Source organism: Micromonospora polyrhachis, assembly GCF_014203835.1.
GTDB classification, from domain to species: Bacteria; Actinomycetota; Actinomycetes; order Mycobacteriales; family Micromonosporaceae; genus Micromonospora_H; species Micromonospora_H polyrhachis.
Window position 1 is genome coordinate 5,813,511 of sequence record NZ_JACHJW010000001.1, and the last position, 19,023, is coordinate 5,832,533.

At 69.5% G+C, this 19,023-nt stretch carries 21 protein-coding genes; 13 read left to right on the plus strand and 8 right to left on the minus strand.

The annotated features are described in order from the left end of the window. Nucleotides 1-25 precede the first annotated feature (25 nt). From FHR38_RS25715 to FHR38_RS25735, 5 genes are all read left to right on the plus strand, one after another. Entirely contained in the window at nucleotides 26-1,330 is a 1,305-nt protein-coding gene (locus FHR38_RS25715) for a cysteine desulfurase (RefSeq protein ID WP_184537069.1), read from the plus strand. Further along, complete coding sequence (gene sufU / locus FHR38_RS25720) at nucleotides 1,330-1,806, plus strand: Fe-S cluster assembly sulfur transfer protein SufU (protein ID WP_184537070.1); 477 nt, start codon at nucleotides 1,330-1,332, stop codon at nucleotides 1,804-1,806. Before FHR38_RS25715 ends, sufU begins: the two co-directional genes overlap by 1 nt. Before the next feature lie 20 nt (nucleotides 1,807-1,826). Next, nucleotides 1,827-2,216 carry a metal-sulfur cluster assembly factor gene (locus FHR38_RS25725; protein ID WP_376771498.1) on the plus strand — a complete coding sequence of 130 codons (390 nt, stop codon included), beginning with the start codon at nucleotides 1,827-1,829 and terminating at the stop codon, nucleotides 2,214-2,216. 81 nt (nucleotides 2,217-2,297) lie between these two features. Continuing rightward, the gene (locus FHR38_RS25730) at nucleotides 2,298-3,251 is read left to right on the plus strand and encodes a PDDEXK family nuclease (protein WP_184537072.1); all 954 of its coding nucleotides are present in this window, start codon (nucleotides 2,298-2,300) and stop codon (nucleotides 3,249-3,251) included. 93 nt (nucleotides 3,252-3,344) lie between these two features. Further along, nucleotides 3,345-3,998: an acVLRF1 family peptidyl-tRNA hydrolase gene (locus FHR38_RS25735; protein ID WP_221449186.1), complete on the plus strand. Its 654-nt coding sequence runs from the start codon at nucleotides 3,345-3,347 to the stop codon at nucleotides 3,996-3,998. A 5-nt stretch (nucleotides 3,999-4,003) separates the two neighbouring features. Here the strand turns inward: FHR38_RS25735 and FHR38_RS25740 are convergent, their stop codons facing one another. Further along, nucleotides 4,004-4,420, minus strand: coding sequence for a PPOX class F420-dependent oxidoreductase (locus tag FHR38_RS25740; protein ID WP_184537073.1), 417 nt, complete (start codon nucleotides 4,418-4,420; stop codon nucleotides 4,004-4,006). Nucleotides 4,421-4,510: 90 nt separating this feature from the next. Next, a complete protein-coding gene (ypfJ, locus tag FHR38_RS25745; RefSeq protein ID WP_184537074.1) occupies nucleotides 4,511-5,431 on the minus strand; it encodes a KPN_02809 family neutral zinc metallopeptidase in 921 nt (306 codons plus the stop codon). A 240-nt stretch (nucleotides 5,432-5,671) separates the two neighbouring features. On the opposite strand from ypfJ, the gene FHR38_RS25750 reads away from it, so the two are divergent. The 6 genes from FHR38_RS25750 (at nucleotide 5,672) to FHR38_RS25775 (ending at nucleotide 12,494) form a co-directional block, all read left to right on the plus strand. Beyond that, nucleotides 5,672-7,276: an ABC-F family ATP-binding cassette domain-containing protein gene (locus tag FHR38_RS25750; RefSeq protein WP_184537075.1), complete on the plus strand. Its 1,605-nt coding sequence runs from the start codon at nucleotides 5,672-5,674 to the stop codon at nucleotides 7,274-7,276. A 53-nt stretch (nucleotides 7,277-7,329) separates the two neighbouring features. Continuing rightward, nucleotides 7,330-7,890, plus strand: coding sequence for a TetR/AcrR family transcriptional regulator (locus FHR38_RS25755; RefSeq protein WP_184537076.1), 561 nt, complete (start codon nucleotides 7,330-7,332; stop codon nucleotides 7,888-7,890). A 117-nt stretch (nucleotides 7,891-8,007) separates the two neighbouring features. Further along, nucleotides 8,008-8,985, plus strand: coding sequence for a zinc-binding dehydrogenase (locus FHR38_RS25760; RefSeq protein WP_221449187.1), 978 nt, complete (start codon nucleotides 8,008-8,010; stop codon nucleotides 8,983-8,985). 253 nt (nucleotides 8,986-9,238) lie between these two features. Next, a complete protein-coding gene (locus tag FHR38_RS25765; RefSeq protein WP_007462679.1) occupies nucleotides 9,239-9,466 on the plus strand; it encodes a helix-turn-helix domain-containing protein in 228 nt (75 codons plus the stop codon). 46 nt (nucleotides 9,467-9,512) lie between these two features. Then, complete coding sequence (locus FHR38_RS25770) at nucleotides 9,513-10,277, plus strand: enoyl-CoA hydratase/isomerase family protein (RefSeq protein ID WP_184537077.1); 765 nt, start codon at nucleotides 9,513-9,515, stop codon at nucleotides 10,275-10,277. Between the two features lie 261 nt (nucleotides 10,278-10,538). After that, nucleotides 10,539-12,494 carry an ABC transporter ATP-binding protein gene (locus FHR38_RS25775; RefSeq protein ID WP_184540217.1) on the plus strand — a complete coding sequence of 652 codons (1,956 nt, stop codon included), beginning with the start codon at nucleotides 10,539-10,541 and terminating at the stop codon, nucleotides 12,492-12,494. Between the two features lie 71 nt (nucleotides 12,495-12,565). Here the strand turns inward: FHR38_RS25775 and FHR38_RS25780 are convergent, their stop codons facing one another. The 6 genes from FHR38_RS25780 to FHR38_RS25805 are packed head-to-tail and all read right to left on the minus strand — an operon-like array spanning nucleotide 12,566 to nucleotide 17,168. Further along, on the minus strand, nucleotides 12,566-13,327 hold the full coding sequence (locus FHR38_RS25780; protein WP_184537078.1) for an SDR family oxidoreductase: 762 nt from the start codon (nucleotides 13,325-13,327) through the stop codon (nucleotides 12,566-12,568). A gap of 32 nt (nucleotides 13,328-13,359) precedes the next feature. Continuing rightward, the gene (locus FHR38_RS25785) at nucleotides 13,360-13,830 is read right to left on the minus strand and encodes an SCO6045 C-terminal-like domain-containing protein (RefSeq protein ID WP_184537079.1); all 471 of its coding nucleotides are present in this window, start codon (nucleotides 13,828-13,830) and stop codon (nucleotides 13,360-13,362) included. Further along, nucleotides 13,827-14,648 carry an MbnB/TglH/ChrH family RiPP precursor modification enzyme gene (locus FHR38_RS25790; protein ID WP_184537080.1) on the minus strand — a complete coding sequence of 274 codons (822 nt, stop codon included), beginning with the start codon at nucleotides 14,646-14,648 and terminating at the stop codon, nucleotides 13,827-13,829. Before FHR38_RS25790 ends, FHR38_RS25785 begins: the two co-directional genes overlap by 4 nt. Next, nucleotides 14,645-15,574, minus strand: coding sequence for a TIGR04222 domain-containing membrane protein (locus FHR38_RS25795; RefSeq protein ID WP_184537081.1), 930 nt, complete (start codon nucleotides 15,572-15,574; stop codon nucleotides 14,645-14,647). Before FHR38_RS25795 ends, FHR38_RS25790 begins: the two co-directional genes overlap by 4 nt. Before the next feature lie 51 nt (nucleotides 15,575-15,625). After that, nucleotides 15,626-16,528 carry a TIGR04222 domain-containing membrane protein gene (locus tag FHR38_RS25800; RefSeq protein WP_184537082.1) on the minus strand — a complete coding sequence of 301 codons (903 nt, stop codon included), beginning with the start codon at nucleotides 16,526-16,528 and terminating at the stop codon, nucleotides 15,626-15,628. Nucleotides 16,529-16,574: 46 nt separating this feature from the next. Next, nucleotides 16,575-17,168 (minus strand): TetR/AcrR family transcriptional regulator, encoded by a 594-nt coding sequence (locus FHR38_RS25805; RefSeq protein ID WP_184537083.1) that lies wholly within the window; start codon nucleotides 17,166-17,168, stop codon nucleotides 16,575-16,577. 138 nt (nucleotides 17,169-17,306) lie between these two features. Between FHR38_RS25805 and FHR38_RS25810 the strand changes: the two genes are divergently transcribed. Further along, complete coding sequence (locus tag FHR38_RS25810; RefSeq protein WP_184537084.1) at nucleotides 17,307-18,173, plus strand: carbon-nitrogen hydrolase family protein; 867 nt, start codon at nucleotides 17,307-17,309, stop codon at nucleotides 18,171-18,173. 77 nt (nucleotides 18,174-18,250) lie between these two features. Continuing rightward, a complete protein-coding gene (locus tag FHR38_RS25815; protein WP_184537085.1) occupies nucleotides 18,251-18,895 on the plus strand; it encodes an HAD family hydrolase in 645 nt (214 codons plus the stop codon). Nucleotides 18,896-19,023 lie beyond the last annotated feature (128 nt).

The window sequence follows — 19,023 nt, forward strand, 5'->3', positions numbered from 1 at the left end:
CTGAGGAAAGGGTGTGCTGCCGGAGATGACCACCATCACGATCCCGCGCGGGATGCCGCAGTACGACGACGTACCCCGCCTGGACGTGGAGAAGCTGCGCGCAGACTTCCCGATCCTGGGCCGGGAGATCAACGGACATCCGATGGTCTACCTGGACAGTGCCAACACCTCGCAGAAGCCCCGGCAGGTGCTCGACGCGATCCGGGAGCACTACGAGCGGCACAACGGCAACGTGTCCCGCTCGGTGCACACCGTGGGCACCGAGGCGACCGAGGCGTACGAGGGGGCGCGGGCGAAGGTGGCCGCCTTCATCAACGCGCCGGGGGCCGACGAGGTGGTGTTCACCAAGAACTCCACCGAGGCGATCAACCTGGTGGCGTACGCCTTCTCCAACGCCTCCCTCGACCCGGCCGCCGACCCGCGGTTCCGGCTCGGTCCCGGCGACGAGGTGGTCATCTCCGAGATGGAGCACCACTCCAACATCGTGCCCTGGCAGTTGCTCTGCCAGCGCACCGGCGCGACCCTGCGCTGGTTCGGCATCACCGAGGGCGGCCGGCTGGACGAGTCGAACCTCGACGAGCTGGTCAACGAGCGGACGAAGCTGGTCTCGCTGGTGCACATGTCCAACATCATCGGTACGGTCAACGCCACCGCCCGGATCACCGAGCGGGTTCGCCAGGTGGGGGCGTTGCTGCTGCTCGACTGCTCGCAGTCGGTGCCGCACCAGCCGATCGACGTGGTGGACCTGGATGCCGACTTCATCGCCTTCACCGGGCACAAGATGTGCGGCCCGACCGGCATCGGGGTGCTCTGGGGCCGGTCGGAGCTGCTGGCGGCGATGCCGCCGGTGCTCGGCGGCGGTTCCATGATCGAGACGGTGGCGTTGTCGGGTTCGACGTTCGCGCCGCCGCCGGCCCGGTTCGAGGCGGGCACCCCGCCGATCGCCGAGGCGGTCGGACTCGGTGCGGCGATCGACTACCTCTCCGCCATCGGCATGCGGGCCATCCAGTGGCACGAGAAGGAGATCACCGCGTACGCGCTGGACGCGCTCGCCACCGTACCGGGGCTGCGGATCTTCGGTCCGGTGGTGCCGGTCGGCCGGGGCGGCACGATCTCGTTCGCCCTGGACAGCGTGCACCCGCATGACGTGGGGCAGATCCTCGACTCGGTGGGAGTGCAGGTGCGGGTCGGCCACCACTGTGCCCGACCGGTCTGCGTCCGGTACGGCGTACCGGCCACGACTCGCGCCTCGTTCTACCTGTACACCACCACGGGTGAGATCGACGCGCTGGTGCGCGGCCTGGAACAGGCGCGGAAGGTGTTCGGCTGATGCAGATCGACCAGCTCTACCAGGAGATCATCCTGGACCACTACAAGCACCCGCACGGACGTGGGCTGCGCGAGCCGGCCGGGGGCGACTGCCCGGTCGGCGAGGCACACCACGTCAACCCGACCTGCGGTGACGAGGTGACCGTGCGGGTCGTGGCGGATGCCGACACGCTGGCTGACATCTCGTACGACGGTGCGGGCTGTTCGATCAGCCAGGCGTCGGCCAGCGTGCTGTACGAGCTGCTGAACGGCCGTAGCCCGGACGAGGCGTTCACGGTGCACGAGGCGTTCGTCGAGTTGCTCTCCGGCCGGGGCCAGGTCGAGCCGGACGAGGACGTGCTCGGTGACGGGGTGGCGTTCGCGGGCGTGGCGCGCTATCCGGCCAGGGTCAAGTGTGCGTTGCTGCCGTGGATGGCGTTCAAGGACGCTGCGGCACGCGCTGGGGTGGGCGCGAGCCCGGAGGTGAAGACATCATGAGTTCCGAGGAGAGCACCGCCATGACGGAGCCGACTTTCGCGGAGGCGAACGTCCCAGCCGAACCACGTACCGGAGCGGTCGCCACCAAGGCCGCCGTCGCCGACGTCGAAGAGGCGATGAAGGACGTCGTCGACCCGGAGTTGGGCATCAACGTGGTCGACCTGGGCCTGGTCTACGGGGTGCACGTCGACGACGACAACGTGGCCACCATCGACATGACGCTCACGTCGGCGGCCTGCCCGCTGACCGACGTCATCGAGGACCAGGCGCGGCAGGCGCTGACCACCGGCCCCGGGGGCGGGCTGTGTGAGGACATCCGGATCAACTGGGTGTGGCTGCCGCCATGGGGTCCGGACAAGATCACTGACGAGGGTCGCGAGCAGCTCCGGGCGCTCGGCTTCAACGTCTGAGCCCGCGATTGTCGTGAATGTTGACGAGTTGTCGTCGCTACCTCGACAACAACTCGTCAACATCCCGGGTGGGATGTCCCCATGCGGATACCACCCGATGACGCCAGCGATCTGGACTGGTTGCTCTTCGACCAGAGCGGTGTACTGACCTGGGCCCAGGCGGCCCAGGCCCTGACGCCGGCCCGGGTGCGCCATCTGGTGGCGTCCGGTCGGTGGCGACGCTGGTGCCGGGGTGTGCTGGTCACACATGCCACCGAACTGACCCGCCAACAGCAGTTGTGGGTGGCGGTCCTGTCGGTGGGCCGGGATGCCGTGCTCGCCGGCTTGGGTGCCGCCGTCGCGTCGGGGCTGCGCGGGTTTCGGCCCGAGCCGATCGATCTGCTGGTCCGGGAAGGGCGCAGCAGCGCCGTCGCGCGGCGGCGGCTCCAGCCCGGCATGCCCGGGGTGCGGGTACATCGGGCCCGCACCCTGCCGAGTGAACACGTTCAGCCGGCCCGGCCGATGCGTACCGTGACGGCCCGCTCATTGGTCGACGCGGCGAGTTGGGCCCGCAGTGACGACGAGGCCCGCCGGGTGGTCGCGGCCGGATGCCAGCAACGGCTGGTGACGCCGGCGGAGATCGCGGCGGTGGTGGATCGGTTGCCCCGGGCACGGCGGCGGGCATTGGTGCTTGAGACGGCCCGCGATGCGCAGGGCGGAGCGGAAGCCCTGTCCGAGATCGACTTTCTTCGACTCTGCCGACGGTACGGATTGCCCCGGCCCGATTTGCAGGAGCGACGGCGGGACGCGAGTGGCCGGGTGCGTTACCTGGACGCGTATTGGCGGTTGTGGCGGCTGCACGTCGAGGTCGATGGCGCGCATCACCTGGATGTGCGTCATTGGGAGGCGGATATGCGTCGGCAGAACGATGTCTGGATCAGCGGAGATCGCGTGCTGCGATTCTCCGCTTGGCAGGTACGACACGCCCCGGCGGAGGTGGCGCAGCAGCTCCGCCGGGCACTCGCCGCAGCCGGTTGGGCCCCCGATGGGATGTAGACCTTGTCGACCTGTTGCTGTTCAGTGCGCAAGAAATCGACAAGATCGGCAGCGGGTCGGGCTGGTGCCGACCGGGTGCCGTACCGTCGGGGCATGCGTAGCCGACCCGCCGCCGGGGGCGGCCGGTGGGTCGAGGTGGCCCCGGCCCGCCTCGCCCGCTGGATCGACGGTTTCACCGCCCGGCACGGCACCCCGGAGACCACCACCGAGGCGTACGGCGTGCTGCTCGCCGCACCCGACGGCGCGCTCGCCGAACTGCACACCCCGCCGGGGGCGGCTGCTACGGCGAATCTCGCCGACTTCGTCGCGGAGGCGGGGCGGCCACGGCGGCTCGGGCTGCTGCTGGCCCGCAAGGGCGCCGTGGCGGTCGGCGTCGCCGACGGCACCGAGTTGGTGAGTTCCAAGGTGGACCGCGCCTACGTGCAGGGGCGTACCGCTGCTGGCGGCTGGTCCCAGCAGCGGTTCGCCCGCCGCCGGGACAACCAGGCCAAGGCAGCGATGGCCGACGCGGGGGAGTTGGCCCTCCGGCTGCTTCTACCCGAGGTGGACAGCCTCACCGCCCTGGTGCCCGGCGGTGACCGGCGGGCCATCGACACGATTCTGGCCGACCGACGTCTCGCCCCGATCGCGGCGCTGCGCGCCAAACGCCTGCTCGATGTGCCCGAGCCTCGGCACGCCGTCTTGGTGGAGGCAGTCGCCGCTGCCTGGGCGGTGCACATCCTGGTACGTGAACCGGTCGCGGACTGAGCCGGTCAGGCCTGCTCGTTGTCCTTGAGCGCACCCCAGCCGTGCCAGCGGTCGATCTCGATTAGCGCGCTGAACCGCTCCCGGTCGCGGCGCGGGTACGGGCTGCCGGTGTAGTGGCGCGCGAGGCGATCGATGTCGGCCAGCTCGGTGTCGGCACGGAACTCGACGACCCGGCCGATGAGGCTCACATGGGTGTACCACCCTGCCTCGTCCAGGACCGTCAGCGTGGTCCGTGGATCGGCGCGTAGGTAACCGAGCCGCCTGCGTCCGGCGTCCAGGTTTACCAGAATTCGGCCGTCCTCCCAGAGGTACCACGTCGCCGTGGAGACCGGCTGGCCGTCCGGGCGCAGCGTGGTGATGACGGCGGGGTTCGCCTTTCGCAGCAGGGCGACGGCTTCGTCGGGCAGCGGCGGCTTCGACATCTCGACTTCTCCTCAACCGGTGCGGATCCTCTCACCGTAGTGCCGCCACACGGCAGCAACAGGTGGGCGCGGGGAGCAAGGTGAATCGGATCAGAGGGTGCCGCTGAAGGTGTCACAGGACTTCGGGTCGCCGGTGGTGTGGCCTCGACCGAACCATTCCTGGCGCTGGGCGGACGTCCCGTGGGTGAACTGTGACTCGTCGATTCGGCCGCCGGAGCGCTGCTGGATGGCGTCGTCGCCGATGGCCGCCGCCGTGTCCAGCCCCTGCTGGATGTCCTGTTGGCTGATGCTCTTGAAGATCTTCTGGCCGGTCTCGTCCGCCGTACCGGTGGCGTTGCGGGCCCATGCGCCGGCGTAGCAGTCGGCCTGTAGTTCGAGTAGGACCGAGAGCTGGTTGGCGTTAGCCGGGGTGCGCTGCTGCTGGCGGCGGACCTGCTCGTTGGTACCGAGCAGGTTCTGCACGTGGTGGCCGTACTCGTGGGCGAGCACGTACGGCTGGGCGAACTCACCGCCGGCACCGAGTTGCTGGGCGAGGGTCTGATAGAAGTTCAGGTCGATGTAGACCTTGCTGTCGGCGGGGCAGTAGAACGGGCCGACGCCGTAGTCGGCCACCCCGCAGCCGCTGCGTACCGACTGGTTGAACAGCACCGTGGTGGTTGGCTCGTACGGGCGGCTGAAGTGCTGCGGCAGGGCGGTCTGCCACCATGCCTGGATCGAGTTGACGTAGAGGGTGTTGCGGCAGTCGAGCTGCTGCAACGCGTCGCTGGCGTCGCACTTCTGCTCCAGCTCGGTGTTGTCACCCGACTCGGAGCCGCCGGTCACTGCGTTGAGCCCGAAGCCGCCGCCGACCAGGGCGAGTAGGACCGCGACGACGACGCCGATCAGTCCGCCCTTGCCGCCGCCACCCGGGATCGGGATCGGGATGCCCGCCCCACCCAGGCCACCACCACCGGAGCCGCGCTGGTCGTCGATCTGGTCGGTATCGATCCGCGCGTTCTCGTTGAGTTCCATCGCCACCCCGATCGTTGGTCGATCCGTCGTTGACCGTCTGGCCGGACCGGGTCCGGACGTCCTGTTCCGTACCCGATGATCTTGATTGGGAATCCCGTGGGGCGATCCGAGGTCGGCGGGTACACTTGCCGCGTGCTGCTTTGCGAAGGCTGAACCGCCCCGTGCCGACGGCAGAGTTTTCCCGTCGGCACTTCCGTGTGCCCTGAGTCAGCCTTCGAACCCGGAAGCGAGTCCCCTGAGATGATCACTGCCACCGGCCTGGAACTGCGCGCCGGAGCCCGGATCCTGCTGTCCGACACCACCCTGCGAGTCCAGCCGGGCGACCGGATCGGCCTGGTCGGGCGCAACGGCGCGGGCAAGACCACCACCCTGAAGGTGCTGGCCGGTGAAGGGCAGCCCTACGCCGGTCAGATCGACCGCCGGGGCGCGGTGGGCTATCTGCCGCAGGATCCACGCACCGGCGACCTCGATGTCACCGGTCGCGATCGGGTGCTCTCCGCGCGCGGCCTCGACGTGCTGATGGCCGAGATGAAGAAGATCGAAGAACAGCTCGCGGAGCGCACCGACGACAAGCTGGTCCGCCGATACGGGGCGCTCGAAGATCAGTTCGCCGCCCTCGGCGGGTACGCCGCAGAGGCCGAGGCCGCCCGGATCTGCGCCAACCTCGGATTGCCGGACCGGGCGCTCGCCCAGACCATCGGCACCCTCTCCGGCGGTCAGCGCCGCCGTATCGAGCTGGCCCGCATCCTGTTCCGCGACGCTGGCGAGAACGGCGGCGGCATCCTGTTGCTCGACGAGCCGACCAACCACCTGGACGCCGACTCGATCACCTGGCTGCGCAGCTTCCTCGCCAACCACAAGGGCGGCCTGATTGTGATCAGCCACGACGGCTCGTTGCTGGAGTCGGTAGTCAACAAGGTCTGGTTCCTCGACGCCACCCGTTCCGAGGTAGACCTCTACAACCTCGGCTGGAAGGCGTACCTGGAACAGCGGGAGACCGACGAGCGGCGGCGTCGCCGGGAACGGGCCAACGCCGAGAAGAAGGCCGGCGCACTGATGGCCCAGGCGGACAAGATGCGGGCCAAGGCGACCAAGACCGTCGCCGCGCAGAACATGGCCCGCCGGGCAGAGAAGCTGATCAGCGGGCTGGAGGAGGTGCGGGTTTCCGACCGGGTGGCGAAGGTGCGTTTCCCCAACCCCGCGCCCTGCGGTAAGACGCCGCTGACCGCCACCGGCCTCTCCAAGTCGTACGGCTCGTTGGAGATCTTCACCGACGTCAACGTGGCGGTCGACCGGGGCTCCCGTGTCGCGATCCTCGGCCTCAACGGTGCCGGCAAGACCACCCTGCTGCGTATGCTCGGCGGCCTGCTGGAGTCGGACACCGGTGAGGTCAAGCCGGGGCACGGGCTGCGGTTGGGCTACTACGCCCAGGAGCACGAGACACTCGACGTGGACCGTAGCGTGCTCGATCACATGCGGAGCGCGGCCTTCGAGCAGTCCGACACCGACCTACGCAAGATCCTCGGTGCGTTCCTCTTCTCCGGTGACGACGTGGACAAGCCGGCCGGGGTGCTCTCCGGCGGGGAGAAGACCCGGCTGGCCCTGGCTACCCTGGTCTGCTCGGGTGCCAATGTGCTGCTGCTCGACGAGCCCACCAACAACCTCGACCCGGTCAGCCGGGAGCAGGTGCTCGACGCGATCGCCCGTTACCCCGGGGCCATCGTCCTGGTCACCCACGACCCGGGCGCGGTAATGGCGCTCAAGCCGGACCGGGCGATCCTGCTGCCCGACGGCGACGAGGACGCGTGGAGTGACGACCTGTTGGAGCTCGTCGAGTTGGCCTGATCCGGGCCGTTCCCACTTCCGCCCCCGGTCTGGGCGCTGAGTACGCTGCCGACATGTCGGCGAACCCGCGAAGTGGCCTGCGACGTGACGCTACGGTCAATCGACAGCGTTTGCTGGAGGCCGCCCGTCATCTGTTCGCCGAGCGCGGGCCTGACGTGGCGCTCGAGGAGGTCGCTGCTGCCGCAGGAGTGAGCCGCACAACGCTGTATCGCAACTTCGAGACGCGGGAACAGCTGGTGGCCACGGTGTACGAGAGCGCGGTCGAGCTGGTGGAGGCGCGGGCGAGGGAGCTCGCCGATCGGTCGACCGGTGTTGTCGAGCTCTTCGACTTCGTGCTCGACCTGCAGCGGGCGAATCGCAGCCTGGTGCGTGTGCTCGCCGGAGCGGACATCTCCTGGTTCGGAAGCCTGGCGGAACGGACGGTGACAGCGTTCGAGGTGGTGCTCGTGCGGGGGCGCGTCGGCGGGGTGGTGCACGCGGGCGTCGGGATGGCCGAGATCTTCCTGGCGTTGCAGATGGCAGAGGGTGCGATGGCTCAGAACGAGCGCGTAAGCCGCGAGCGCTGGGACGAACGCATTCGCGAGATGCTCCATCGGGCGCTCTTCGTGGCCTGAGGCGATCCACCGCACGATCTTGTTGCACCCGTACGGCTAAGCGTACACTTGTGTACGGATATTCGCGTCGCTGTGCGCATGCCGGATCGCAGATCGGGCACGTCTCGGTGCTGTCGCGTGTGGGCTGTCATCGGGACCATCATCGGAAGGAGACCGCGCATGAGAGCTTGGCAGTTCGAGGGGACGGGCAAACCGATCGCCCTTAACGAGGTGCCGGATCCGCAGCCGGGTCCCGGCGAGGTGATCATCGACGTGAAGGCTGCCGGGCTCTGTCACAGCGATCTCATGTACATGGAGATCGGCGAGGCCACGATGCCGTTCCTGCCCATGACGCAGGGGCATGAGAACGCGGGTGTGATCAGCGCGCTCGGTGCGGGGGTCGAGGGCTGGAAGGTCGGCGACGTTGTGGGTGTCTGTTCCTCCGGTGTCCGGCCGCCGCTGGGCATGTTCACGCACGGTGGCTTCGCCGGCAAGCTGGTCGCCAACGCGCCGGACCTCGCCCGCGTCCCCGCGGGACTGGACCTTTCCCTGGCCGCCCTGGCGACCGATGCGGGCATGACGTCCTACCACGCGATCATCAAGGCCGGCGGGGCGACGGCCGGAATGAAGGTCGGCGTCATCGGCTACGGCGGCCTGGGTCAGATCGGTACCCGCGCCGCTGTCCTCACGGGTGCCGAAGTGCACGTCGCCGAGATGAAGGAGGAGGTCTGGGGGCTCGCCACGGCCGCGGGCGCCGCATCGGTCGTCCGTGACGCGGCCGAGTGGTCCGGTCAGGACTTCGATCTCGTCGTCGACTACGCCGGGTTCGACACGACGCAGAAGGCGATCGACGCCGTGAAGCGTGGCGGCGAGGTGGTACAGGTCGGTCTGGGCCGACCGACGTTCACGATCGCGACCGCCTCGATCCTCGGCAAGCGCATCGTCGGGTCGCTCGGGGGCACGGTGCAGGACATCGAGGAGGTCTTCGACCTGTTGCTCAGGAGGGAGATCGAGCCCGCCTACACCGAGATCGCTTTTGAGGAGATCGGGGCAAGCCTCGAACGGCTCCGCAACAACGAGGTCACGGGCCGGCTCGTCGCCCGGTTCGGCGATTGAGCTTCACAGCCACGACTTTGCCGGGGCACTGGTTCCCCGCTGCTGATGTCGGTCAGCGGTCTCCCGAAAATCCTTCGGTACGGATTCCCGGGAGACCGCTTTTCTTCACCATCGGCGTAATCACGCTATCGGGAAACTGACACTGCTGTGCGTGTCGGTTGGCGAAGAGTTGATATCTAGCGCATGATCGTTCGAGGCGGTCTAATAGGTGGGACCGTATCGAACCGCACAGTCTGGGACGTGAGGAATCAACATGGCAGCCACCGGCACAGCCACCAGCACTGAGAAGGGTCGCCGGATCGTCGGAGCCGAGCGCCAGACGCTCGCCAAGGACCTGGTCAAGCGGTACACCTCCGGCGAGAGCATCCGCGCCCTGGCGGCCTCGACGGGCCGTTCCTACGGGTTCATCCACCGGGTGCTCACCGAGTCCGGCGTACAGCTGCGCCAGCGCGGCGGCGCTCGCCGTCGCAAGAAGGCGTGACCCGCTCAACGAACTGGTCCGCCCCCGCTCGTCGAAGGCTCGATCAGTGACCGAAGACGTCGGAGTGCGGCTGGAATGCGAAGGGCCGGTAGCGACCGTCACGTTGTGCCGGCCCGACGTGCTCAATGCGCAGACTCCCGCAATGTGGCGGGCACTGCGGCGGTTTTCCCGCGATCTTCCCGGTAGCATCCGGGTCGTCGTCGTGCGCGGAGAGGGCCGGGCCTTCTCTGCCGGCCTCGACCTCTCGGTCGCCCAGGGTACGGGTGCCGACTCGTTCGCCGAGTTGGTCACCCTGTCACCCGAGCAGTGCGCGGATCGTATCGCCGAGTTCCAGACCGCGTTCACCTGGCTGCACCGACCGGACATCATCTCGGTGGCGGCGGTGCAGGGGCATGCGATCGGGGCAGGTTTCCAGTTGGCGCTCGCCTGTGACCTGCGGGTGCTGGCCGACGACGCGAAGTTCTCGATGGCCGAGGTGACCCTGGGCCTGGTGCCTGACCTGGCCGGGACGGGGCGACTGGTCGACCTGGTCGGCTACGCCCGGGCGCTGGAGATCTGTGTGACCGGCCGTCGTCTGGACGCCACCGAGGCGCACCGGCTGGGGCTGGCGACGGTGGTCGTACCCGGTGCCGAGCTGTCCGGGGCGGTGCGTGACCTGAGCTCGGCGATCCTGGCCGGCAACCGGGACGCGGTGGTCGAGATCAAGGCGCTCCTCGCCGGTGCCGCCAACCGCTCGCCGGCCGAGCAGCAACGGGCAGAGCGAGAGGCGCAGGCCCGACGGCTGCGTGATCTGGCCGGTATCGGAGAATGACCGTCATGTTTCGCTTGGTGTGAGGCGACCGTCCCTTCGATTGCGTGCCGCAGTGGGTGGCTGATCCGTCGTCCGGGCGCGATGTCCGATTCGAGCCTGCGCGGACAATCGGATTCGTAAGGACCGACTGGGAAGAAACCGGTTACCAGTGAGGTTGTCGTAGTCGTCGAGGAGACTGACTCGACGAGGTGTGGGCGGGCCGTTGTAGCCGAGCCGGCACCGGTGACAGCGATGACACGGAGGTGACGGGTGTCCCATCCGATGGGCGGCGGTGGCAGCATGGGCGGCTGGCACATGCTGCGTTCGATGCGTAGCCACGACGAGGTAACGACGCACCGGTTGACCCGGGGCACAAGTCGGCGCATCGTCGCATTTGCCGGGCCCTACCGGCGGGACATCGCCGTCTTCCTGGTCACGGTGATCCTCGCCGCCGGCATCGGTGTCGCCACCCCGGTCCTCGCCGGTGACGTCATCAACACCATCAGCCGGGGCGGCCCGCAGGCCGGCAGCATCATCGTGCGGCTGGCGCTGTTCATTGCCGGGCTCGCCGTCATCGACGCCCTGCTCTCCCTCGCCCAGCGGTGGTACTCGGCCCGGATCGGGGAGGGGATCATCCTCGACCTGCGTACCCGGGTCTACGACCACGTGCAGCGCATGCCGTTGCAGTTCTTCTCCCGTACCCAGACCGGGGCGCTGGTCAGCCGACTCAACAACGACGTGATGGGGGCGCAGCGCGCCTTCACCTCCACGCTCTCCGGTGTGGTCAGCAACATCATCCAACTGGTGCTCACCGCGGCCGTCATGTTCACCCTGTCGTGGCAGATCACCGCGCTGTCGCTGGTACTGCTGCCGATCTTCATCATTCCGGCCCGCCGGGTCGGCCGCCGGCTCGCCGAGATCACCAAGGAGTCGTACGACCTCGACGCCAAGATGAACGCCACCATGACCGAGCGCTTCGGCGTGGCCGGTGCGCTACTGGTCAAGCTCTTCGGACGGCCCGACGTCGAGGCGCGGCGGTTCGCCCAACGGGCCGAACGGGTTCGGGACATCGGCATCCAGTCGGCGATGTACTCGCGTACCTTCTTCGTGGCGATGCTGCTGGTGGCCTCGCTGGCCCAGGCGCTCACCTACGGCCTGGGCGGCTGGCTCGCGGTCAACGGCAACGTCAGCGCCGGCACCGTGGTCACACTCGCCCTCCTGCTCACCCGGCTCTACGGCCCGCTGACCGCCCTGTCCAACGTCCGGGTGGACGTGATGAGCGCGCTGGTCAGCTTCGACCGGGTCTTCGAGGTGCTCGACCTGAACCCGACCATCGCCGAGAAGCCCGACGCGGTGGCCATCCCCCGCAGCGCCGGGCGGCTGGAGTTCCGTGACGTCCGGTTCCGCTATCCCACCGCCGACGAGGTGTCACTCGCCTCCTTGGAGGACGTGGCGACGTTGGATCGTACGATCACCGAGCCGGTGTTGCGTGGCGTCTCGTTCACCGTCGAGCCGGGGCAGATGGTGGCCCTGGTCGGACCCTCCGGGGCCGGCAAGTCGACCACCTCGATGCTGGTCTCCCGGGTCTACGACGTGACCGAGGGCGAGGTACGCGTCGGCGGGGTGGATGTCCGCGACGCGACCCTGGAGTCGCTTCGCGACGAGATCGGTGTGGTGACCCAGGATTCGCACCTGTTCCACGAGACCATCGCCGAGAACCTCCGGTACGCCAAGCCCGACGCCACCGACGAGGAACTGTGGATTGCGCTGCGCGGTGCGCAGGTCGAGGAACTGGTTCGGGACCTGCCCGACGGACTCGACACCATGGTCGGCGAGCGCGGCTACCGGTTCTCCGGTGGCGAGAAGCAGCGCATCGCGATCGCCCGACTGCTGCTCAAGGCCCCGTCGATCGTCATCCTCGACGAGGCGACCGCGCATCTCGACTCCGAGTCCGAGGCGGCCGTGCAGCGGGCGCTGGCGGTGGCCCTGAACGGCCGTACCGCCCTGGTCATCGCACACCGGCTCTCCACCGTCCGGGAAGCCGACCAGATCCTGGTACTCGACCGGGGGCGGATCGTGGAACGCGGCCGGCACGAGGAACTGGTCGCCCAGAACGGCCTCTACGCCGAGCTCTACCGGACGCAGTTCGCGGTCGCCGACTCGCCCGCCCCACACGTCGACAGCGTCGGGCCGGATCCGATGATCACCGTACCGCTACGCGACTACGACCGGCCCTGACCGGGCCGGAAGACGGCATCGCCAACACGTCGGCGGCTCACCCGGCCTCCCTCATTCAGTTGCGCGGCGGCTCACAGGCTGCGTAGTGCGCCGCCGTCGACCGGGATGGTCACCCCGGTCAGGTAGCCAGCGGCGGGAGAGAGAGCGAAGGCGGCGACCCGGCCGAACTCGGCGGGCTCGCCCAACCGGCGCAACGGAATGGCCAGCTCCACCTCGGCCTGTGCCCGCGCCGGATCGCCGGTCGCAGCGAAGAGTTCCCGATTCCGGTCGGTCATGATCCGCCCCGGCAGCAGCCCGAAGACCCGTACGCCCCGAGGACCGTACTCGTCGGCCATGTCCTTGGCCACGCCGGCCAGGCCGGGACGCAGACCGTTGGAGATACCGAGACCGGCGATCGGGCTACGTACCGATGTGGACAGCACGAGACCAATGGCACCCCCGTCGGGGAGTTCCGCCGCGACCGTACGGGCGGTGCGGACCGTGCCGAGGAAGACCGTCTCGAAGGAGTCACGCCACTGCGCGTCGGTCGCTGTGGCGGCGGTGCCCGGCGGGGGACCGCCCACCGAGACGAGTGCCCCGTCCAGCCGGCCGAAGTGCTCACGTGCCGCCTCGACCAGTCGTCCGGGTGCGGCCGGGTCGGCCAGGTCGGCGGCCACCCCGACCGCCTGCCGTGGGTTGCCGAGCCGCTCGACCGCCGCCGCCACCCGATCGCCGTCGCGGGCGGAGAGCACCACCCGTGCTCCGTCGGCCACCAGGCACTCGGCGGTGGCGTAACCGAGGCCCCGGGAGGCTCCGGTCAGCACGTACACCCGGTCTGCGAGTCCGAGATCCATGCGTCGATCCTGCCGTATCGGCGGGGCGGTCGCTAACCGCGCTGCCACCTGCGCAGGATCCGGATCCGGCCGGCGAACTGCACCACCACGCCGTCGGCGACCCGTCGTACGGCGGGTAGTCGGCGTGGGCGCGGTGCGGTGCGGCCGTCGTAGCGCCAGGCCGCCTCGCGGATGGCGAACTCCTCGGTGGCCGGTACGGGTAGGGGGCCCTCGGCCGTCAGGCTGCGGGCCAGGTCCCAGCCATCCCGGAGCGATCCCTGGGTCGGACGGGTGGCGGCCCACCGGGTGAAGGTGGGCAGCCACCGGTCGGCGAGCCCCGCCGCCAACAGCGGCCAGTGCCGGGCGACGTCACCGGCGCGCTTACGCAGCAACGCCTCCCGGGCTACGCCGATGAGCCGGGGGTCGAAGCCGGACGGCACCGCCGCGCCGGAGACCAGCGTCGCGACCAGTTCCGCCTGTCGGCTGGCGAGGTCGGCGCGGGAAGTGTCGACCGACCCGGTCACGTGATCACCGGGTAGCCGGAGGCGGCACTGATGGCGTCGAGCTCGCGGCGCAACAGCTCCGCCGGCGGGTAGCGCCCGTCGCGTTCCAGCAACAGCGCCGGGGGACGGTGTCGGGCGCACAACTCGCCGATGAGGTCGAGCACCGGTGCCGGGACCGGGTCGGTATGCGTGTCGTGGTAGATGCCGTCGTGTTCGCTGCCACCCGCGACGTGCGTGTAGGCGATCCGTTCCAACGGCAGCCGGTCGAGCAGGGCGACCGGATCGGTGCCTCGGTTGTGGGCGTTGGCGTAGATGTTGGCGATGTCCAGCAGCAGCCAGGCGTCGGTCCGGTCGAGGATCTCGGTGATGAAGGCCGCCTCGTCCAGTTCGTCGTCGGGCCAGTCGAAGATGGCTGCGATCGGTTCGAGCGCGATCGGCACCGGCAACTCGGCCTGGGTCCGGCGTACGTTGGCGACCATCGCGTCCACCGCATCCCGGGTCCGGGGCAGTGGTAGCAGGTGACCGGCCTCGACCCCGCCGGCTCGGACGAACGCGATGTGCTCGCTGACCAGCGGTGCGGAGAGCGACTCGGCGACCCGGGCGAGGTGGGTGACCCGGGCTGCTTCGACCGGTTCCGCGCCGCCGAGGGAGAGCCGCACCCCGTGCGGTACGACGGTGACACCGCGTTCGCGTAGTGCGGTCAACATCTCCGGTGGCGACGGGTTGGCGGTGATCGACTCGGCGACCACCTCCACGAATCGCAGTCCGGGTAGGTCGGCGACAATGCCGGCGATGTCGGGCCGCCAGCCGATGCCCACACCGAGTTGGGGCAAGCTCATCCGCCGCACCCACCACAGCCGCCGCACCCGCCGCCTCCGCCGCAACCGCCCCCGTCGCCGCCGTTGCCACCATCCCCACCGCCGCTGCCGCCGTTCCCGCTACTGGCAATGGAGTGGCGTTCCACCTCGGCCGCGGCGGCGAAGCCCGGGTCGAGCCCCCACAGTGCGGCACCGCCGAAGAGCGCGACGCCCATCGCCGCGCCAGCCGCGCCGTAGGTCGCGTAGGCGGGCGAACTCCTGGGGGAGAGGTACGCGTGGTGGATCCGTAGTTGGCGGAGGGCGGAGCTGGCGGCCCGGGTACGCAGGGGCAGGACCAGGAGCAGCACCAGGGTGACGACGCTGAGGACGGCGAGCAGGAGGACGAGTAGGAGCACCGGTTTGCCGTCGGCGAGCCCGGCGACGAGTCGGACCACCCCCAGCCCCATGAGGCCGACGAGCAGCAGCGGGATCATTCGCGCCGATTGTCGCTGTTGGGTGGTCGCCACGAGGCCGGCGGCCTCGAGCCCTTGCCGGAGTTGGTCGAGCGCGGCGACCACCTGCGGGTTGGTCCGCAGATCCCGAGGGCGGATTCGCTGGCCGGCGGCGTGGTAGACCGCCTGATCCAGTGGGGTCACGTCGTGCGGTAGGGGCCCGGTGACGACGAGGTGACCGCCCTGTGTTCCGAGGGCCCCGGCGGCGCGCAGCCCGCCCAGCGCGGTGTCGACGGTGAGCTGGGGGCGATAGGCCCGCGAGGCACTGTTGAGGTAGGCGACCTGTTGTGGGTGTAGCCGGGCCACTTCCTGGAAGCCGGTGGGACCGGCGAAGAGGAACCGACGGTGCACCAGGGTGGCCACGGTCAGCCCGGCGGCGGCGAGGAGGAAGAAGAGCGCGAACACCGGACCGGAGATGCCCCAGGTGTCGGCAGTTACTGCCAGGACAGCCGTCATTGCGTCATTGTGAAGCACCCTCGCCCCCGTCCCTTTGGTCTTCCGACCGGCTCATCCGCCACACCCGCCGCCACCACACCCGCTGCCACCACCCCCGTCGCTGCCGCCACCCCCACCGCATCCACTGCTCCCGCTGCTGCCACCGCTGGCGATGGCATTGCGCTGCACCTCGGCCTCGGCGGCGAATCGCGGGTCGAGCCCCCACAGTGCGGCACCGCCGAAGAGTCCGACCGCCATCGCCGCGCTGGTCGTCCCGTAGGACGAGTAGGAGGGAGAGTTGCCGGGGCTGAGGTGGACGTGGCGGATGCGCAGTTGCCGCAGTGCCGACTTGGCTGCCCTGGTCTGCCGGGGTACGACCACCAGCAGCACCACGGTGACCACCGTGACGATGGCGAGCAGGGCGATGAGGAAGCCCACCGGCTTGTCGGCGCTGAGCCCGGCGATGAGCCGGACCGCGCCCAGCCCGACGAGGCCGACCAGCAGCAGTGGGACCAGTCGGGCCGTACGGCGTTGCGCGAGGGTCGGCACGAGGCCGGCGACCTCCAGTTGCCGGCGCAGTTGGTCGATTGCCTGCACCACCCACTGGTGGGTTCGCAGGGCGCTGGGCCGGATTCCCTGGCTGACGGCGTTGTAGATCGCCTGGTCCAGCTGCGTCGCGCCGACCGGCAGCGATCCGCTGCTGACGATGCGTTCGTTGCGGCCGCTGAGCGCCCCGGCGGCGCGTAGCCCGCCCAGCGCGGCGTCGACGGCGAGTCGGGCCCCGCCGTTGAGGTAGGCGACCTGCTGCGGGTGCAGTCGGTCCGCGTCCCGGAAACCACGGGGGCCGGCGAAGAGGAGGAACCGGTGCGCCAGGGTGGCGAAGACCAACAGGTCGGCGGCGATGAAGTAGACCAGAAGGAAGACCGGCCCGGAGATGCCCCAGGTGTCACCCGCCGCGGCGAGGCTGATCGTCATGGCGCCCATTGTGGGACACCCTCGCCAATCCGGCCATCCTCGTAGATCAGTGGCTGGCCGGCCCGCCCTCGGGGCGGCGTACCGCCTCCTCCACCAGGTCGAGGACCTGGTTCAGGTCACCGGCAGGGCGGCCCATGGCCAGGTGTAGAACCAGGCCGTCGTAGGCCAACTCCAGGAACTGGGCGAGCACCTCGATGGGTACGTCGTCGCGGAGTACCCCCGCGTCCCGTTGCCGGCCGAGCCGGTCCCGGGTGGCTTCCGCGATGGCGGCCGACCGTTGGGCCCAGCGTTCGGCGAAGGCCGGGTCGGTGCGTAGTCGACGGGACACCTCCAACTGGCTGCCGAGCCAGCCGGCGGTGTCCGGGGCATCCGCCCGGACCAGCAGGTCCCGCATCACCTGGACCAGACCGTTGCGGGCCACGGTCTCCACCATCGTCACCGCGTCGTCCTCGGCCACCGCCAGGAAGAGCGAGTCCTTGTCCCGGAAGTGGTGGAAGATGGCTCCCCGGGAGAGCCCGGTGGCCTCTTCCAGTCGGCGTACGGTGGCACCCTCGTAGCCGTGCCGGGCGAAACAGGCCCGGGCTGCGGCGAGGATCTCCTGGCGGCGTGCGTCGAGTTGGTCCTGGCTTACCCTGGGCATCATCTGATCGTTCCAGCTGACCACCGGCGATGCAAACCGTACGTACGGCTTGGTCTCGTCAGTTCGGTAGCGACGAGTGAGGAACAGGCGAGAAGTCGGGTGTCCCGACGCGCTGGCGGTCCCGGTTAGGATCCTGCCGTGCCTCCCCTCGCCACCCCAGCCCCGCTGGGCCCGCTGACCGTCGCCGCCGGACAGGCCGAATCGGTCCCCGGCGATCTGACCACCAATGTCGCCACAGCCGCCCGGCTCGTCCGTCGGGCCACCGATCTCGGCGCCACCGTGGTCGTACTCCCGGAGTTGTTCCTCCCCGCCTACCACCCACCGGCGCTGCGCGTCGACCCCGCCGGCACCGACCTGGCCGCCTCCGCCGATCGGCGGGTTGCCGACGCTCGGCTCGATCCGCTGCAGGCCGCCACCCGGGACGGTTCGGCGGTGCTGGTCGTCGGGGCGGCGGTACGCCACCCGGACGGGCGTCGTACCTGTTCGTCCCTTGTGGTCGATCGCAGCGGCGACGTGACCGTGGGGTACGACAAGCAGCACCTCTGCGGGCCGGACGAGATCGAACTGTTCACCCCGGGGCCGTGCGGTGCGACCCTGGTGGTCGAGGGCTGGCGGCTGGGGTTGGGCATCTGTTACGACGCCTGCTTTCCGGAGCACGGACGGGCGGCTGCCGACGACGGCGCACACGGATATCTGTGTCCGAGTGGCTACCTGACCGGCTCGGCCCACCGCCGAGACCTCTACTATCCCGCTCGGGCGCTGGACAACGGCATGTACGTCGTCTTCGCCAACATCGTCGGTGGGACCCCGCCGTGGCAGTTCAACGGTGGCGCGGCGATCTACGACCCGGAGGGCCGACCATTGGATCGAGCGGCGGACGAGGGTGAGGCGGTGGCCGTGGCCACCCTCGACCCGGCCGAGCTGACCCGGGTGCGGACCGCCCACACCATGCTCGTCGATCGGCTGGCTGACCAGGGGACCGGTCGTGGCCTGCTGGTCGGCTAAGTAAAAATCTGATTGACCGCGCAGTTTGTTTAGCTGGCGGACTGTTGCCGAGTCCCCGGGTCACGTAGGGTCGCGGCGTGCCACTGCTGCTCCTCGATCTGGACAACACCCTGCTCGACCGGGCCGGGGCCTTCCGGTCCTGGGCGCAGAGCTTCCTGGCGGAGATCGGGGCACCGGACAGCGACATCGACTGGCTTCTGTCGGTGGACGCGGACGGGCTGACCGACCGGTGGGATGTCGCTGACGCGATCCGGGACCGCTACGGCCTGCATACTCCCGCCATCGACCTGGTCGATGCGCAGGATGAAGGGGTGGGTGCCTATCTCCGACTCGATCCGCTGAACGCCTGTGCCCTGCGCATCGCCAGCGATGCGGGCTGGGTACCGGTGGTGGTCTGCAACGGTACGGTCCGCCAGGAGGATACGAAGATTCGCCGGACCGGCCTGGACCGCTACGTCGCGGACTGGGTCATCTCCGAGGAGGCCGGGGTGAGTAAACCCAACCCCCGGATCTTCGCGCTCGCCGCCCAACGGGCCCGGATGCACCTACGCGGTGCCTGGATCGTTGGCGACGGCCCGGAGGCCGACATCGGTGGTGCGGCGGCGATGGGCCTGCCCAGCGTGTGGCTGCATCGCGGCCGCCGGTGGATGGAACCCCGGTTCGCCCCCACCCGGGTCGTGGACGGGCTGATTCCGGCGCTCGCCACCGTACTCGCCAGCTAATTCGGTTGCTCCACCAATCCGGTGGGCGCAAGATGGCGCCGGCTGCCGAATCCGGCGTGCCCCTGAACGAACGAGAGGAGAGGGCAATGGTTGCTTCCAGGTCCCACTTCGTCATGTCTTCTCTCACC